The organism is Psychrobacter sp. PSP (assembly GCF_024085615.1).
GTDB classification, from domain to species: Bacteria; Pseudomonadota; Gammaproteobacteria; order Pseudomonadales; family Moraxellaceae; genus Psychrobacter; species Psychrobacter pacificensis.
Genome location: NZ_JABLTF010000020.1, coordinates 41,508 through 57,936, shown reverse-complemented (window position 1 = coordinate 57,936; position 16,429 = coordinate 41,508). Strand labels below are relative to the sequence as shown.

General features: G+C 44.4%; 14 protein-coding genes. 7 read left to right on the top strand and 7 right to left on the bottom strand.

Annotation, left to right across the window (positions count from 1 at the left end; all coding sequences use genetic code 11):
• Positions 1-147: 147 nt before the first annotated feature.
• The 3 genes from HL061_RS10145 to HL061_RS10135 form a co-directional block, all read right to left on the bottom strand.
• The gene (locus tag HL061_RS10145; RefSeq protein WP_083328927.1) at positions 148-1,137 is read right to left on the bottom strand and encodes an alpha/beta hydrolase; all 990 of its coding nucleotides are present in this window, start codon (positions 1,135-1,137) and stop codon (positions 148-150) included.
• Between the two features lie 343 nt (positions 1,138-1,480).
• Positions 1,481-2,272: a BON domain-containing protein gene (locus tag HL061_RS10140; protein ID WP_252962851.1), complete on the bottom strand. Its 792-nt coding sequence runs from the start codon at positions 2,270-2,272 to the stop codon at positions 1,481-1,483.
• A gap of 211 nt (positions 2,273-2,483) precedes the next feature.
• Positions 2,484-2,969, bottom strand: coding sequence for a YraN family protein (locus HL061_RS10135; protein ID WP_240365489.1), 486 nt, complete (start codon positions 2,967-2,969; stop codon positions 2,484-2,486).
• Positions 2,970-3,100: 131 nt separating this feature from the next.
• Here HL061_RS10135 and rsmI point away from each other — a divergent pair, with 131 nt between their 5' ends.
• Together rsmI and HL061_RS10125 are read left to right on the top strand one after the other, a co-directional pair.
• Entirely contained in the window at positions 3,101-4,057 is a 957-nt protein-coding gene (rsmI, locus tag HL061_RS10130) for a 16S rRNA (cytidine(1402)-2'-O)-methyltransferase (RefSeq protein WP_071002908.1), read from the top strand.
• Positions 4,058-4,111: 54 nt separating this feature from the next.
• Entirely contained in the window at positions 4,112-5,131 is a 1,020-nt protein-coding gene (locus HL061_RS10125; RefSeq protein WP_071002907.1) for an adenosine kinase, read from the top strand.
• Between the two features lie 394 nt (positions 5,132-5,525).
• On the opposite strand, the gene HL061_RS10120 is transcribed toward HL061_RS10125, so the two are convergent.
• Entirely contained in the window at positions 5,526-6,836 is a 1,311-nt protein-coding gene (locus HL061_RS10120; protein WP_093070375.1) for an aminotransferase class I/II-fold pyridoxal phosphate-dependent enzyme, read from the bottom strand.
• 230 nt (positions 6,837-7,066) lie between these two features.
• Positions 7,067-7,729 carry a Fe-S biogenesis protein NfuA gene (nfuA, locus tag HL061_RS10115; RefSeq protein WP_058025134.1) on the bottom strand — a complete coding sequence of 221 codons (663 nt, stop codon included), beginning with the start codon at positions 7,727-7,729 and terminating at the stop codon, positions 7,067-7,069.
• 1,036 nt (positions 7,730-8,765) lie between these two features.
• Here nfuA and HL061_RS10110 point away from each other — a divergent pair.
• From HL061_RS10110 to HL061_RS10100, 3 genes are all read left to right on the top strand, one after another.
• Positions 8,766-9,833: a bifunctional nicotinamide-nucleotide adenylyltransferase/Nudix hydroxylase gene (locus HL061_RS10110; RefSeq protein WP_071002904.1), complete on the top strand. Its 1,068-nt coding sequence runs from the start codon at positions 8,766-8,768 to the stop codon at positions 9,831-9,833.
• Between the two features lie 168 nt (positions 9,834-10,001).
• Positions 10,002-11,399, top strand: coding sequence for a nicotinate phosphoribosyltransferase (locus tag HL061_RS10105; protein WP_252962792.1), 1,398 nt, complete (start codon positions 10,002-10,004; stop codon positions 11,397-11,399).
• The gene (locus HL061_RS10100) at positions 11,393-12,235 is read left to right on the top strand and encodes an SGNH/GDSL hydrolase family protein (protein ID WP_252962791.1); all 843 of its coding nucleotides are present in this window, start codon (positions 11,393-11,395) and stop codon (positions 12,233-12,235) included. The genes HL061_RS10105 and HL061_RS10100 overlap by 7 nt, the downstream gene beginning before the upstream one ends.
• 96 nt (positions 12,236-12,331) lie before the next feature.
• Here the strand turns inward: HL061_RS10100 and HL061_RS10095 are convergent, their stop codons facing one another.
• The gene (locus tag HL061_RS10095) at positions 12,332-12,610 is read right to left on the bottom strand and encodes a type B 50S ribosomal protein L31 (protein ID WP_075107333.1); all 279 of its coding nucleotides are present in this window, start codon (positions 12,608-12,610) and stop codon (positions 12,332-12,334) included.
• Between the two features lie 499 nt (positions 12,611-13,109).
• Between HL061_RS10095 and HL061_RS10090 the strand changes: the two genes are divergently transcribed.
• Positions 13,110-13,715 carry a YceI family protein gene (locus tag HL061_RS10090; protein ID WP_240365494.1) on the top strand — a complete coding sequence of 202 codons (606 nt, stop codon included), beginning with the start codon at positions 13,110-13,112 and terminating at the stop codon, positions 13,713-13,715.
• Positions 13,716-13,811: 96 nt separating this feature from the next.
• On the opposite strand, the gene HL061_RS10085 is transcribed toward HL061_RS10090, so the two are convergent.
• Positions 13,812-14,246 (bottom strand): hypothetical protein, encoded by a 435-nt coding sequence (locus HL061_RS10085; RefSeq protein ID WP_252962790.1) that lies wholly within the window; start codon positions 14,244-14,246, stop codon positions 13,812-13,814.
• A 531-nt stretch (positions 14,247-14,777) separates the two neighbouring features.
• On the opposite strand from HL061_RS10085, the gene HL061_RS10080 reads away from it, so the two are divergent.
• Positions 14,778-16,406 carry an FAD-dependent oxidoreductase gene (locus HL061_RS10080; RefSeq protein WP_252962789.1) on the top strand — a complete coding sequence of 543 codons (1,629 nt, stop codon included), beginning with the start codon at positions 14,778-14,780 and terminating at the stop codon, positions 16,404-16,406.
• Positions 16,407-16,429: the final 23 nt, after the last annotated feature.

The window sequence follows — 16,429 nt, the reverse complement described above, 5'->3', positions numbered from 1 at the left end:
CGTTTAGAATAGGGTATAGATTTAAAGTGATGACATTATAACAAGAGTTTGCCTATCTTACAGTACTGTCTTGCTCAAGTATATTTGAGGACTGAAACCGTATCGAAAAATAAGCAGTCAAAAGCCCATGATATGAATAACAACAAGCTATTTGAGCATTGTGTCTAGATACGTCACTACTTGCGCGCGTACATCATTGACCCAGCGTAACGGCGGTGCCATTGCTCCAATGATAGTTGCGTGGCTCGCGCCTTCGATTTCACCCGTCTGCACCGTTACCCCTGCCTCTTTCAATGCTTGCGTCATTTTGAGTGCATTGGTTGGATGCACCACTTTATCTTTTTCTGCGGTTAATAACAAATATGGTGGCTGTGCCCCTTTGATCTGACGATCAGGCATGACTTGATCAGGTGTGGCATCCGAGGGAAAAGCTGACGCACTACTAAACTTACGGAAGTCATAACTGTAAGGCCCTGCAATACCGATAACCGTCGCAATGTCTGTTGGCTTAATACCATAGGGCGCTAAAAAGTCTTCGTTGGCGACGGCTGCGACTGCATTAAACGCGCCAGCAGAGTGGCCCATGACAGCGACACGCGATGGATTAGCATGCAAGCTGGCCGCATTCTCGATACTCCAAGCAATCGCTTGGGCCGTATCATTGACATAATCAGGGTAGACATGCTCGGGCACCTTACGATAATTAATCACTGCGGTGACATAGCCTGCCTGCGCTAAGCTTTGACCGACAAAGGCATATTGATCTTTATTACCACTCTCCCAAGAACCGCCATGCACGAATACCACCATAGGGTAGTCATTATTGATAGCGCTTTGGGCTTTCATTGCCTGTGCCAAGGGCTTTGGATAGTAAATATCTAAATCTTGCAAAGGCTCATCGCCGTATAAGATATCTTTACTTACCCCTACGCCGCCACTAGAAGTAATGCCATTGACAAAGCCTAGCGGTGATAATGCCTGTGCACTTTGGGTGGCAAGCGCGATGCTGCCTAGCGCCAATACTGCCGCTCCTACAACCCTTAGTCTGCGCGGGTGTTTACCAAAAGAATTATGATCAAAGTTCTTGCAGTTGTTCGCACCTGTCTTTTGTTTTATGTGATTTACCGAATCCTTCATTGCCAATACCTTGTTACAGTTATGGATCTTAAGATATGTATCTTATAGTTATGAATCATGCCTAACATCGTGAGCGCTCTATGGTCTCATTAGAACCTCTGATTCTGCTACTTTTCACTATTGATATAGTACTCACTGGCTGAGGATTTCTCGTGCTTTTACTGTTATATCTATTTAGGCTTATTGTGATTAATATCAAAAAAAGCTACTAGCATCCTATGGTGTGACTGGGTATCACATATAGCTAAGTAGCTATTATATAAGCTCTTATTTATCGTCTATACACGCTCTTATTTATCGTCAATCATTGCTTGGTAGACTCAGCTTGGCAAACTCAGTAGTTTTACTGATTTTGATAAAGATCGATATATGGGCTTGATGATGGTTGCGCCGTAGTAGCCTCTTCTTCCGTTATTACTATCGGCGTTGCGGTACTGACAGCAGTATCTTGGACAGCTGGTGTGACTGCCGGATTGGCTAGGTTATTCTCGTACATAATATCATCATCGTTTATCTTTACACCTCTATCATCGACAACGGTCGTCAGCAGTACCAGCTCGGTCACCCCAACAGTGCTGTTCGCAACATCAATTAAGTTACTTTGTTGGGTGGGTGTCATGCGACCCATAATATAGACCACGCCATTGTTGGTGACTGCTTTGATTTGTGAGGTTTTGACGCCATCGCTGGCGGCTATTTTTGCCAGTAGTTTTGAGGTGATATAACCATCATGAACCGTTGAGCTATAGCCTTTTGAAGCACTTACTTCCATCTCGTTGTAGACGCGGCGTACATCTGGCATGGAGCTGACGACCTTTTCTACTTCTGCTTTGAGCGCTTCAGACGGTACTTCCCCTGTGAGCAGCACTTCGCTATTGAAGCTATCGATACCCATACGACTGGTCTGCTGCAAGTCTTCTTTTAGCCCATACACATTGATTTTGGCAGTATGCTCGATACTACGATCTAGTAGACGCTGCGGAATGGTGCGCTCAGTCATTGGCACACCGTAAGTTCCTTCTGTACTGTTGGTCAGATAGTTGGTGGCACAGCCTGTACTGGCCACACAAGCAGCAAGCATAATGCCCGTCGTAATACAGCGTGATGAACCAAAAATAGCAGTGCGCAAATGCATCCGTGTCATTGTTTACCTCTTAGAGCATGGTGGTGACGGTGTTATAAATTCAATGAGTTGAGTCAATTTTTATCTAGCAGTGATAAGACAAATTTTGTTAACAGCTACTTTACTTAATTTTGGCCAGCAGCGGTTAGGTTTTTGGTAACGAGTATTGCGCGCTAGATTCAGTCAGGCGCGCGAGTCATCCCGTATTTGCGTTATATATTTACTACCATGCACTGGCTACAAAGGCACCTTTAAGCCATTGCAGCTCATCACTCAACGGATTCTCTTTTGAGCTGAGCTTACCCGCCGTATTATAAGCAATGACATCAAAGCGGCAGTCATAATGAGCGTACTCAGGATGCTGCTGCAAAAAACATTGCGCCGCTTTAATCACTTTACGCTGCTTGCTTGTCGTCACGCTGAGTGCTGCATCGCCATAGACTGACCGCTTGCGTTGACGAACTTCGATAAATACTAGCGTTGACCATGCAGGTCCTACTTCCGTCATAATCAGATCTAGCTCGCCTATTTTTGGCTGTTGCCAGTTTTGCGCCACCAACCGTAACCCTTGTGCTTGTAAATACTCACACGCCTGCTGTTCAAACAGGCTGCCTTGGCGTTGTTTCGGTGAGGTTAAAATCAAAGGTTTGTGATTCGCCATAAGGTTAATTCGTCTGCTTAACATTTGAGAATTATCATAGCACAACATGCTAAACTAGCCACTTCTGCGCGTTATGCTCTCAAAATCTATCGATTTATTCACTCACTATTTGACTGAAAAATCATAGATAACGACTGGATATAATGGCGCACTATTATTGTTAATAACCCGAGGTTTTCATGTCTACCCCTACTGCGATGCCAGCTTGTCTCTATATCGTTGCCACGCCGATTGGCAACTTGACCGACATGACGCCACACGCGATTGCTGTTTTAAAGCAGGTCGCGATCATTGCCTGTGAAGATACTCGCACTTCAGGTAAGCTGTTGTCGCATTTTGGTATTGATACCAAAGGAAGCAAAACGGATGAGGCAAAAAGCTCAGAGACCCATCATGCCACAAGTAGTGTAGAAGATGATGAGGCCACAACGAAGCAAAAAGGTCATAACAAGCTATGGGCTTATCACGAACACAATAGCGCTATTCAAACGCCTAAAATCATTCAAATGATTGAGCAAGGTCATTCGATTGCCTTGATTAGTGACGCTGGTACGCCACTGGTTAGTGACCCAGGTTATCAATTGGTACAGGCTGCACATGAAGCTGGCGTGACCGTATCTCCTATCGTTGGGGCTTCTGCTGCTATTGGCGCATTGTCAGTGGCAGGGTTGCCATCAGATCGATTTAGCTTTATTGGGTTTTTACCAGCCAAAACTCACGGCCGTCAAAAACAACTGAACGATTTGATCGCACGTACCGAAACTCTGATATTTTATGAAGCGCCGCATCGTATCGTATCTAGCCTGGAAGATATGGCGACGATATTTGGTGCAGGCCGTGCAGTGACTTTTTGTCGTGAATTGACCAAAACGTTTGAAACCGTACATAAGAGCACCCTTGGCGATTTAGTCGAGTTTGTCAAAGCAGATGACAATCAGCAACGCGGTGAGATCGTCGTGGTCGTCGCTGGCGCCGGTGTGGCAAAGGATACTGACGACATCAGTACTCATGATAAATTGCTACAGCGTTTGCTAGAGGATCTATCGGTCAAAAAAGCAGCCGCGCTGGCCTCTGATATCACTGGTGTAAAAAAGAATGCACTTTATCAGCGTCTACTAGAGCTGCAAGCTGACTAGTTTTTAACAATAAGAAAGATAACTGTTTATAAATTAATTGAAGAGAGGTAAGCAATGTACGATGTAATGGCGATAGGTAATGCGTTGGTTGATCACGAGTATGTGCTGTCAGATGCGGCACTAGAAGAGACCGAGCTGACCAAAGGTAATATGACACTAGCAGAGTTTGAGGAGCAGCAGCAACTACTGGCTTACTTTAAGTTGGCTGAGATTGAGCCATCAAAACAAGCCGGCGGTGGCTCAGCAGCCAACACGATGTTCACCTTTGCTAGCCTCGGTGGCAAGCCGTTCTATGCATGCCGCGTCGGTGATGACGATCAAGGGGCATTTTACCTCAGAGACTTGCACGAAGCAGGCGTTGCCACATCAGATAAATCTATCCATGAAGGCGGTGTGACCGGCTCATGCGTGGTCGCTGTCACCGAAGATGGCGAGCGTACCATGCAGACCTATCTTGGCACCTCAAGCGAAATCGCAGCTGACAATGTTGATTTTGATGCGTTGACGCAAGCAGACTGGCTATATTTAGAAGGCTATTTGGCCATGTCTGAAAGCATTCAACCAGCAATGACGCAACTGCGCCAACAAGCCGGTATTCATAATGCAAAAATTGCCGTGAGTTTTGCGGATCCTGCGGTAGTGAAATTTGCCAAAGACGGCCTGCTTAACATGCTCGGCAATAAAGTTGCCGTGATATTCTGTAATAGCGAAGAAGCCAAGCTATTCACCGATAAAAAACAAGTCAAAGCCGCTGCCCGTGCTTTGCTTGAACATTGCCAAACAGCGGTCGTCACTGATGGTGCCAACGGTGCGGTCATTGCCCACAAGCCTGATGACGAATCGGAGATTGAAGTTTACGACGTAGCAACGCCAGCAGTAACGAGTGTCATCGATACCAATGGCGCAGGTGATAACTACGCGGGTGCCTTCTTGTATGCGCTATCACAGCATTATAGCTTGCCAGAGTGTGGACGTCTTGCTAGCGAAATATCGTCACAAGTCATCCAGCAGTTTGGACCACGTCTTGCCTCGCAGGATTACCGAGATATCGCTCAGCGTGTCCTATCTGCTTAAATGCTGAATATGTATATTTAACGCAAATAAAAAGTCCATATCAAGTCGATATGGGCTTTTTTGTTTATAGATTATAATCACTCAAATAATTTTCCTAAATGAGCACGCTTTTATATTAGGGCGTGTTGAACATTCGCAAATAGGCACTGCTGATCGCTAAAATTGTTCCAGACAAGGCACAAAGCGACGATAATGCAGATGCCTTAGCGAGATTTGTAACGCAGTATGGGGCAATTTTAGCATCAGCCCCAACGATAAAAGCAGGGGACAGGACTCTTTTTTGCCGCTTCATCGTTAAAAATAAGCGCTTAGAATGACTAAGCTTATTATTTTTAACATCGAGTCGCCTAAAAAATAGTCGCTGTCAGTGCCATGGTCGAGTGTTCAACACGCCCTAAGCAGTAGCTAATGCTTGCGCAAGATCGGCTTTGATGTCTTCAATATGCTCGATACCAATAGACAAACGTACCATATCTTCACTAACGCCAGCTTGCTCAAGCTCCTGCCCATTTAACTGGCGATGCGTCGTCGAGGCAGGATGACAGGCCAATGACTTGGCATCACCGATATTCACCAAGCGCGTAATCAGCTGTAGCGCATCGATAAAGCGCGACCCTGCTTCCAAACCGCCTTTTACGCCAAAGGTCAAAATAGCAGAAGGTGTGCCTTTCATATATTTTTTGGCAAGCTCATGCTCAGGATGGTCAGACAGGCCAGCATATTTTACCCAAGCGACCTTGTCATGGTCACGTAAGTATTCTGCAACCGCTTGTGCGTTCTGTACATGACGCTCCATCCGTAGGCTCAGCGTCTGCATCCCTTGCAAGATACTAAACGCATTAAGCGGACTAAGCGCCGCGCCCGTATTGCGTAGCGGTGCGACACGAGCACGCGCGATAAAGGCAGGCGCGCCCACGTCTTTGACAAAATTCACCCCATGATAACTGGCATCTGGTGTGTTCAGTAATGGGAAACGCTCAGGATAATCGCCCCACGCAAACGTACCACTATCGATAATCGCACCACCAATCGACGTCCCCGTACCGCTCATATACTTAGTCAATGAATGCACCACAATGTCCGCACCAAACTCAAACGGACGGCATAGCGCAGGGGTCGCAACGGTATTGTCAATCACGACAGGCACACCGTACTCGTGAGCAATATCACTGAGCGCCTGAATATCTACGATATTACCTAGTGGGTTACCGATACTCTCGGCAAAGACCATTTTCGTCTTATCATCGATTAAATCACGAATGGCTTCTGGATTTTTGTGGTCAAAAAAGCGCACCTCGATACCTTGACGCGGCAATGCATGCGCAAACAAATTGTAAGTCCCGCCATATAGCGTCGATACGGCGACGATATTGTCACCTGCTTCACAAATGGTCTGGATCACATAAGTGATAGCAGCCATACCAGAGGCGACCGCAAGCGCACCGATACCACCTTCAAGCGCAGCAACGCGCTCTTCTAGCACCGCATTGGTCGGATTCATAATACGCGTATAGATATTGCCCGCGACCTTTAGATCAAACAGATCAGCACCATGCTGAGTGTTATCAAACGCATAGGAGCTGGTATGGTAGATAGGTACGGCGACAGATTTGGTGGTCGGCTCCACGCTATAGCCAGCATGAATCGCCAAGGTCTCAAGACGCTGGTTGTTCTTTAGTTCTTGGGCTGCTTGTTCATCACTCATCGTACATTCCTTTGTATGGATCAAATGTATTGATCAAGATTTACTGATTCAAGAGTTCGCGTTTAAAAACTATTTTAAAAAGCTGTCTGCTAAATCATAGCAATAAAAAAAGCTGAGTTCATCATAACTCAGCTTCTTTATTAAAAGAATAGCAAAATACTAATTGTTTAATGACAAACATGCATAAGCGTTTTTATAACCGCTATGCTGCTTTTATTGGTTTTTTGCATTTATTTATAATAAGCATTTTCTGTGCGCGTATGGTCGGTATCATCAACCACTTGCGTCAGTTCTGGTATTTGCTGCTTAAGCTGTACTTCAACGCCTTGACGCAGTGTCATATCAACAGCTGAACAGCCTTGGCAACCACCGCCAAACTTCAAGACCGCGGTCAGGCCAATACCTTCTTCTTCAATCAATTCAAGCAACTGTACGTCACCGCCATGCGCTGCCAAGCCAGGGTTAATCTCTGACTGCAAGACATAGTTAATACGCTCTTCGACACTGGCATCAGCACCTACTTTCGGTACTTTAGAGTTTGGCGCGCGGAAGGTCAGCTGACCACCAAAACGATCTTTATTGTAATCGATGACCGCATCTTCCAAATAAGGCACCGAGGCCGCTTCGATAAAGGCTGAAAAATCATCATAGGTCAAGCACAAATCAGCGCTGTCTTCTTCGCCTGGTTGGTTGTAAGCCATGCAGCACTCTGCGCGCGGCGTACCAGGATGCTCAACGAAGATACGCACACCGATACCATCAGTGTCTTGCTTGGCTAACAAGTCTGCCAAATAGCCTTGAGCAGACTCAGTGATGGTGATATTGCTTTTTGCTTCAACTTGCTCAGTATCTAATGCTGACTCATAGTCAGCGGCTTGATTTTGCTCACTCATAATGTTTCCTATGCGTTATGACACAAGCGCAATATCTATTATGGCGACCGTGTCGTGAATTTGAATTTTTCAAAATTTTTATGGCTTATATCAGTTTGCAAGCCATCAGTGCTTGAGGTTTATTATTGTAATGCACTGGCAGCAATAGTCATAAAATTTAATCCGTCTATAATGGCCATTATACCTGAATCAAGGAGTAATTCCGACCGCGCTACTGTGAATTGAACCGTGACCGCTGCAAATGGTTGTCATTGGTTTTTTCAATGGCACTACAAGTCAGTAGATTAGGCATTGTTTATATAATGACTGATAAGCTACCCTCTATATAAAGACAGCTGCATTATTTATCAAGTATCCTAGGTAGCTTTAAAATCATAAGAGATTTATGCTAATTAACGCCATGCACTTATCAAACCGTATACGTTCTATCACTAATCGGATTAAACACAAATGAAAACACTAGCTGTTTTCATTAATGACACTAGATTTACAATAACGGATTGTGATGATTAGGATTTTCGTAAGAAATTTAGCAATAGCTTTTCTGTATAAGACTGTTGTTACTGAAAGTTCTATTCATAAATAATAAATAAACAAAAGTAGATATTTATAAATGGAATATACAATGGCAACGTTAATATTGAGCATCTTTGTTATTCTAATAATCACTATGATAATCGCTAGTAATTATTACTTCACCTTAACCAAAAAAATAATGAAACGTTACGACAAAGCACCTTATCTACTCATCCTGTTTTACAATCCCTCATACCATATAACCTTTTACGCAGATTATAAAAATGATTTAAATCCTAAAGAAATAAATGCGTTTAAGTACTATTTTATACTTTACATAGTTACCATTGTTTTGTTTATAGCGCTGTTAATCATAGGCAATACCCTTATATATCTGAATAAAAACTAAGTGTCGCCTTTGACAAAACATCTTTCTACTTGTCAGAAAGTCACAGGCTGTGTCAGTATTAGCGTCATTAATTTTTTATCAGTAAAAATAAATTGTAGGAAATTGGCGTCTATGAGTGAATTATCAGAGCAAGCTTCAGATAAGCAAAACCCCGAGCAAAAAAACAGTACACACTACCGTTATTTGGTTTTTATCGGGCGTTTCCAGCCGTTTCATTGTGGGCACAAGGCAGTCATTGACGAAGCGCTCAAACGCTCTGATGAAGTGATTATGCTGATTGGTTCGGCCAATCTACCACGCAGCTTACGTAATCCATTTAGCGTCGCTGAACGCGCTGCAATGATCAAGGGCGCTTACTCAGCAGAAGACGCCGCTCGTATCCATTGCGTCGGTCTAGACGATGCGCTCTACAATGACACGCGCTGGCTACAATACGTCCAAGCAGGCGTGAAATCGGTCACGGGTGATTTGCAAACGGATATTGGCTTGATTGGTCACTCAAAAGACAGCTCATCATATTACTTATCGCTGTTCCCTAACTGGGCATCGGTGTCAGTACCCAATTATCATAATCTATCAGCCACGCCTATTCGCGACAGCTATCTGATGGGCGCTACGCCAACGCCTGAGCGCACGCCTGAGTCAACGCGCAGCGTCCTCGATGCATTCAAAAAAACGGACGACTATCATCAACTGCATGAAGAAGCGGACTTTATTGATAAATACAAAAGACAGTGGCAATCTGCCCCCTATCCACCAACCTTCATGACGGCTGATGCGTTGATTGTACAATCTGGGCACATCTTACTAGTCGAGCGACGTAGTATGCCAGGACGCGGATTGTGGGCACTACCGGGTGGTTTTTTAAACCCAAAAGAGACGCTATTTGACGCTTGTATTCGCGAGCTGCGTGAAGAGACACGCCTGAAAGTGCCTGAGCCCGTATTGCGCGGTTCTTGCCACAGTCAGCATACCTTTGATGACCCGTATCGTTCAGCACGCGGACGCACCATTACCCAAGCCTTTTACTTCCAGCTAAAAAACGACCCAAAAGGGTTGCCAAAAGTAAAAGGCGGTGATGATGCGACCAAAGCATTTTGGCTACCATTGGCAGAGCTTGATGCCAAAATGATGTTTGAAGATCATTATGCGATTATTACCAAAATGGTTGGGTTGTAGTTTTTCGTTATTAAACGGATGATCAGGTCATGGTCAAATCAACCCTCACTGATATCTACACAATGTATTTTTTAACTTTTTATACCAGTGCCGATAGACGGCAATGGTTAACCGCCGCCACTGTTCTTTCAAAGCAGCTGCGGCAGCTCAAAGCAGAGGAGTTCTGTGATGTACACCAGTAATTTAAATAATTTAATCTTAAATAGTGACAGCTATAAAACCTCACATTGGGTGCAATATCCAAGTGGTAGTGAGTATCTGTCCAGCTACATTGAAGCGCGCAAAGGCGACTATGATGTGGTGTTCTTTGGTCTGCAGGCCTTTATCAAAGAGTACCTAAGCACCCCTATCACGCATCAAGATATCGACGAAGCCGAAAAAGTGGTTAAAGCGCATGGCTTAACCTTTAATCGTGCGGGCTGGGAGCACTTGATTGAAAAACACAACGGCTATTTGCCACTGCGTATTCAAGCCGTTCCTGAGGGCAGCATCGCTCCGGCATCAAATGTAGTCTGCCAAGTTATCAACACTGATCCTGAGTTTTATTGGCTACCAAGTTATATCGAAACAGCGCTATTACGCGCGATTTGGTATCCGTCAACGGTCGCTAGTGTCTCTCGCTATTGCAAAGAGATTATCCGTCAAGCGCTAGAAAAGTCAGCGGACAATACAGAGTCGCTACCTTTTCGCTTACATGACTTTGGCGCGCGCGGTGCGTCGAGTCAGGAGACGGTTGCCCTTGGCAGCTTGGCGCATTTGGTCAACTTTGCTGGTACCGATTCAATGACAGCACTTATTGCAGCCAGTCGCTGGTATCAGATGGGTGATGACATGCCTGCGTTCTCTATCCCAGCGGCCGAACACAGCACAATGACGGCTTGGGGACGTGATGGAGAAACCGCTGCTTTTCACAATATGATTGAGCAGTTCGGCGGCACAGACAAAGCGTTTTCGGTGGTATCAGACAGTTACGACCTATGGAATGCGATCGATAATATCTGGGGCGATGCCTTAAAAGATGAGGTCGAAAATATGGGTGGCACTTTGGTTATTCGCCCAGACAGTGGCGAGCCGACTAAAGTCGTCCGTGAAGCGCTAGAGCGCTTGGCGCTGAAGTTTGGCACGACGGTAAACAGCAAAGGCTATAAAGTCTTGCCTGACTACGTGCGAATCATCCAAGGCGATGGCATTAGCTCACAAAGCTTAAGCAAAATCATTGACGTGATAATCAAAGCAGGCTTTAGCATAGAAAACGTGACATTTGGTATGGGCGGTGGTCTATTGCAGCAAGTCAACCGTGACACCATGAGCTGGGCGATGAAATCGAGCGCTATCTGTATCGATGGCACATGGAAAGATATTTATAAAGACCCTATCACCAGCCGCTCAAAACGATCGAAAAAAGGACGATTGGCACTGGTACAAGATGGCAATGGCCAGATCAAAACCATAAAAGAGCAAGCATTGGGTAGACCATCAGACAACCTATTACGCGATGTCTATGTTGATGGTCAATTATTGATTGAGGACAGTCTCACGATTATTAGGGAACGTGCAGGATGGTAGATACTAATAAACTAACATCTATCGCAAAAGATGTATTATTTGCGCCTGTATATCTTTATCAGGGTCGTAAAATCAAGCGTGAAACCGTTCGTTTGCCGGAGCCAAACGGCGACAGACATGGTATGGTTGAGCTATCAAAAGCAGATGATGGACTGTCATCTAAAAGCCAAGAGACGCTCAATTTGATGGTCGTGGGCGACTCAGCAGCAGCAGGTGTTGGCAGTCAGACTCAGCAAGAAGCGCTGGTTGGTAAGCTGATTCCGATATTGGAACAGAATGCCGTTATTCGATCGAACTTTGCACAGCTCAATTGGTCATTACAAGCGACAACTGGTCATACTAGCTTTGATATTTTGCGCAGATTATATGTCCTCCCTACTCCTGACCAACCTATCGATGTGATGCTGCTGAGCGTTGGGGTCAACGATACGACGTCCAATGTCTCTGTGCATCAATGGCAGCAGCAAATTGAAGATACCATTGATATTGCGCAGCGTAAATTTGGCGTACGCGAGTTGATTTTTTTGAGCTTACCACCGATGGCGCAGATGCCTGCGATTCCCTCCCCACTCAATAATTTTGTTGGGGCAAAGGCCTCAATACTTGATGAGATATTGCAAAAAGTCTGCGCTGCTCATGACGGTGTCAACTATATGGCAACTGACTTTGCACGCATGATATCAGAGCATGGCAATGGTCAGCCTATTGATATTGCCGTGATGTTCGCCAGTGATGGCTTCCATCCTAGCAGCCTAATGTACGGTTATTGGGCACAGCAGATCGTAGAGAACATGACCCAACTGTTAGACTCACCCACCGCTCAGACGGATTGCTAAAAACACGCAAGTATTGATCTATCGACACAAAAAAACCGCTGAATCATCAGCGGTTTTTTATTACTTAGCAAAACACATTTACACCATAGGTATAAATTATTCAGCAGCGTCAGCAGCTTTCTTGCTACGGCCACCAAATGCACCAAAGCGTTTGTTGAAGCTTGCAACACGGCCTTCAGTAGAGGTTTTACGTTGCTCACCAGTATAGAATGGATGCGACGCACTTGAGATATCAAGTGGGTAGTATGGGTATTCTTTACCTTCGTATTCGCGAGTCGCTTTAGTCTTAGCCGTTGAACGAGTCAAAAAGAACACGTCAGCGTTCGTATCATGGAACAAAACTTCTTGGTAATCAGGATGGATATCTTTACGCATAATAAACTCTCTAGGTCCGATGTATGTATGGCAATTTGCGTCAACATCATGAGCGATGTCTCAAGCAAACGAAAACATACGTAACTGAGGCACTAAGGACATTATAAGTATGGCAACTGCGTCACTGGCTTATTCCAGCACAAAGCACCACTCTTCTGCTCACTTAGCCTTTCCCCAGCGGGAAAATTAAACCGCGATTTTAACGGTTTTTGTCACCCAACGCAAGCCGCAGTTGTGATAGAGATATGTGATAAGTTGTCACCAATACACAAATAGTGTTGAGATGTACGAGTTAACCCAATACAATACTTTGGTTAGTTTAATTAATCAATTATATAGATATCTGTAGTTAAGCTAACGAGCTTTAGCTTTTCTTTGCCATTTATCTATTATCTATCGAACATTTATGCGATATGGCTAGTCAGTTTTCTTCAAAAAATATCGCACTCTTTGTTCATCGGTAAGCACAACTTCCCTAACACTAAATAAGGACTATTCAATGATAAACACTACCATCAAAACCACTACTAAGGCACTATTAATCAGCTCAGCACTTGCTATCACGACTATGGCAAGCGCTGCTCTACCAACTCAGTGGCAACTAGATAATTCACATACTCGTGTCGGTTTCTCTGTTGAGCATATGGGATTTTCTACGGTTATGGGGCACTTTAGTGATGTCGACGGCACTGTACAGTTCGATCTAAAAAACCCAAATCAAACTCAATTTAACTTTGTTGTAGATACAGACAGTATTGATACTGGTTGGGAAGCCCGTGACAAGCATCTGAAAACCGATGAGTTTTTCAATGTTGAGAAGTACCCTACCATGAGCTTTAAATCCACTCAGGTTAACTTTATCAATCCACAACAAGCAAAAGTCACTGGCGACTTTACTTTACTTGGTCAAACCAAACCATTAACACTTAACCTAACGCTAAAGAAAATCGATAACAGTCCTTTGACCAAAGAGCCTGTGATTGGCTTCCGTGCCACAGGTAACATCGATCGTACAGCGTATGGCATGGATGCATACTCACAAGGCATCACCACCAACGTCCCTATTCAGATAGATGGCGAATTGGTAGAGAAAAAGTCAAAATAGACGTCATTCGCTATTAATCGCTTTTACTAGCAACAATAAAAAAGCAGCCCTTTTATAGAGGCTGCTTTTTTTGTCCAACAATAGCGTTATAAGATACTATTTGGTTGGAATAACATGCCAAACGTCAAATTTGTCATCACCATCTTTATCGCCCATTTTTGTATCATTAGCATAGAAGTATAATGGTTTACCATTCATCGCCCATTGATACTTACCATCTTCACGCTTGAACGCCGCAAACTGGCCAGAAGCTTTAGCATTGCTTGGTGCTTGGAAAATTGGCCACACAACTTGACACGCTGTGCCGCAATCTGACTTGTTCATTGAATCTTTGTCATAGGTATAAAGCGTCATGTAATTGGTTGCATCAACCAACACGCCATTTTTGCTAGCGACAGGGGCAGTGTTTTTATTGGTTGCTTGGACTTCGTGCGTGCCTGACATGTCATTTCCAACAACACTTTTTAGGGTCGTACAACCGGTCAATGCTAATACGCCAGTTAGTGCAGATAACATCATGATATTTTTCATAGCAACTTCCTTGTCATTTTGATAATTGTCATTTTGATAATTGTAATAGTAAATTTTATGAGCCGTTTTTATTTTTTGATGTGAAAGCGATAAAAACAAAGCTTTGATCTCACTTGAGCGAAATAAATATAGCACACAGTTTTTAGCGATGATGGCCATCAATATACAAACTTACAAAAGTGGCTGAATTTTACAAAATGCTTAAACACAAGCCTTTTTTGGCTACAGAAAACTGACCTTATCCCCATTCTCCAGATGCTGCACTCAACCTCGCCTATTAGAAACTGCCCAAGGCCACCTCACCTCGTTGACAAAACTCATGCATCTACTTACGTATTTGTCATCATATTGTCTGTAGTTCTTCGTAAAATGAACTTATAGAAATGAAGTATTACTACACAATGGACAATCCCTCTGTTGTGGCTTATAAATAAATATTGAACTTAGCGACCTTCGCACGCATATCAATAGTTACAAGACATTTAACGATTACACCGAGCATGGCCTGATGCAAATGCTACTAAGGATATAATGACGACAATGACTCAGTCTTCTAATAAAAATCACGCTCATTCTGTCAAACAAGATGATTCTTCTAAGGTGCTGTCTTATGGAGATCATCAAAACTCGCCAATCAAACGTCCTACTAAACGCGTCGGCATTTTGGGCGGCGGTACTGCAGGCTCAACGATTGCCATTCGCCTTGCGACACTAGGGCTTGAGACTTATTTGTTTGAGAAGAAAAAATCACTCATTGATGGCCCACCAATGTGTCATTTGCATGCTGGCGGCAACTTGTACCGCGAGATACCTGATGAAGATTGCGTGGCACTTCTCAAACAATGTATTGATATATTACGTCTCTATCCTTATACCATCGATGTTCGTCCTACTGTATTTGCGGTGCCGACACGCGATGAAGGACTGCCTGAAGACTTGCTGCCGCGTTTGGATATTTTGACAGAAGCTTATCAAGAGCTTATCGAGCAGGATGTCAACAATAAAGTACTTGGCGAACCTGAAGACTACTATCAACTCTATAGCCATGAGCAGTTGCTTGAGTTGTCTGAGCGTGAGCAAGTTGAAGTACCAAGTACGGTTGATGAGTGGATGATACCCGTTGCCAAATACTTAGACTTAAATAAGGTAAAATTTCCACTGATTGTCGTACAAGAATATGGCTGGAATATCTTTCGCTTGGCGGCTTCTGCGCAGTTGGCGCTTGAAGAATATGATCATGCCCATGTCTTTACTGACACCACAGTACAAAAAGTAGTCCCTGTGGATTGTGAAAACTGCACCAATGCCGATCACCATGTTACCAAATGGCGCATTGACTATCAGCAAGCAAACGACTCTCAAGCTGACTCTATCGAAGTCGATTATTTGGTCAATGCTTGCGGTTTTCGCACTGGTGTCATCGATGACATGGTCGGTGTTGAAGTCACGCGCATGGTCGAGTTTAAATCCTCTTATGTCACCCATTGGGGCGATGCAGGTGGACAGATACCTGAGATTATTGTTTATGGTCAACGAGGTACGCCCGAAGGCATGGCGCAGTTAACCCCCTATCCGGGTGGGTATTTTCAGATACATGGCATGAGTAAAGCCATTACCTTATTTGATGACGGTCTGGTCGCATCTAGCTCAGACAGCGCTCAGCCTAAACTACCACAGCAATACGTACACTATATCGAGGATGGCTGGGACAAAGCGCCGCTACAAGCGCGTAGCCAGCAGGCGATTGAATATGTGGCTGAGTTTGTACCGACGTTCAATAGTGCACGCACTGTTGGCAATGCGCTATATGGTGGGCAGCAAATTCCTGGAGAAGATGATACGTTGCGAGTGGCTGACGTAAGCTTGTATTCTAATATACGTTACGCTCGTGCAGAAAATGTCAAAGCATCTTCGACTTTGATCGCCTCTGATCAGATAGTCACTGAGCTGACGACGCTGGGATTGATACAAAACGATACGCCAATGAATCGTAGCCGCTACGCACACGAATGGTCGTACTTGATACATAACGATGGTCTGGCTGTTGATAAGGTTGCACGTGTACTCGCTGAGCAGCGTGGATTTCCAATAGCAATGGCAGATGTCAATCACAGTATTCGTGAAGCAGCACTGGATGATCTCTCACCCGCTGGTGTATAGCAGGTATTAGTCATTTCTAGCGT

Coding starts and splice junctions, on each gene's coding strand:
- HL061_RS10095 (WP_075107333.1), bottom strand. CDS start 12,610: ATGCGTAAAGATATCCATCCTGATTACCAAGAAGTTTTGTTCCATGAT.
- nfuA (WP_058025134.1), bottom strand. CDS start 7,729: ATGAGTGAGCAAAATCAAGCCGCTGACTATGAGTCAGCATTAGATACT.
- HL061_RS10085 (WP_252962790.1), bottom strand. CDS start 14,246: ATGAAAAATATCATGATGTTATCTGCACTAACTGGCGTATTAGCATTG.
- HL061_RS10110 (WP_071002904.1), top strand. CDS start 8,766: ATGAGTGAATTATCAGAGCAAGCTTCAGATAAGCAAAACCCCGAGCAA.
- HL061_RS10145 (WP_083328927.1), bottom strand. CDS start 1,137: ATGAAGGATTCGGTAAATCACATAAAACAAAAGACAGGTGCGAACAAC.
- HL061_RS10105 (WP_252962792.1), top strand. CDS start 10,002: ATGTACACCAGTAATTTAAATAATTTAATCTTAAATAGTGACAGCTAT.
- HL061_RS10120 (WP_093070375.1), bottom strand. CDS start 6,836: ATGAGTGATGAACAAGCAGCCCAAGAACTAAAGAACAACCAGCGTCTT.
- HL061_RS10135 (WP_240365489.1), bottom strand. CDS start 2,969: ATGTTGTGCTATGATAATTCTCAAATGTTAAGCAGACGAATTAACCTT.
- rsmI (WP_071002908.1), top strand. CDS start 3,101: ATGTCTACCCCTACTGCGATGCCAGCTTGTCTCTATATCGTTGCCACG.
- HL061_RS10125 (WP_071002907.1), top strand. CDS start 4,112: ATGTACGATGTAATGGCGATAGGTAATGCGTTGGTTGATCACGAGTAT.
- HL061_RS10100 (WP_252962791.1), top strand. CDS start 11,393: ATGGTAGATACTAATAAACTAACATCTATCGCAAAAGATGTATTATTT.
- HL061_RS10140 (WP_252962851.1), bottom strand. CDS start 2,272: ATGCATTTGCGCACTGCTATTTTTGGTTCATCACGCTGTATTACGACG.
- HL061_RS10090 (WP_240365494.1), top strand. CDS start 13,110: ATGATAAACACTACCATCAAAACCACTACTAAGGCACTATTAATCAGC.
- HL061_RS10080 (WP_252962789.1), top strand. CDS start 14,778: ATGACGACAATGACTCAGTCTTCTAATAAAAATCACGCTCATTCTGTC.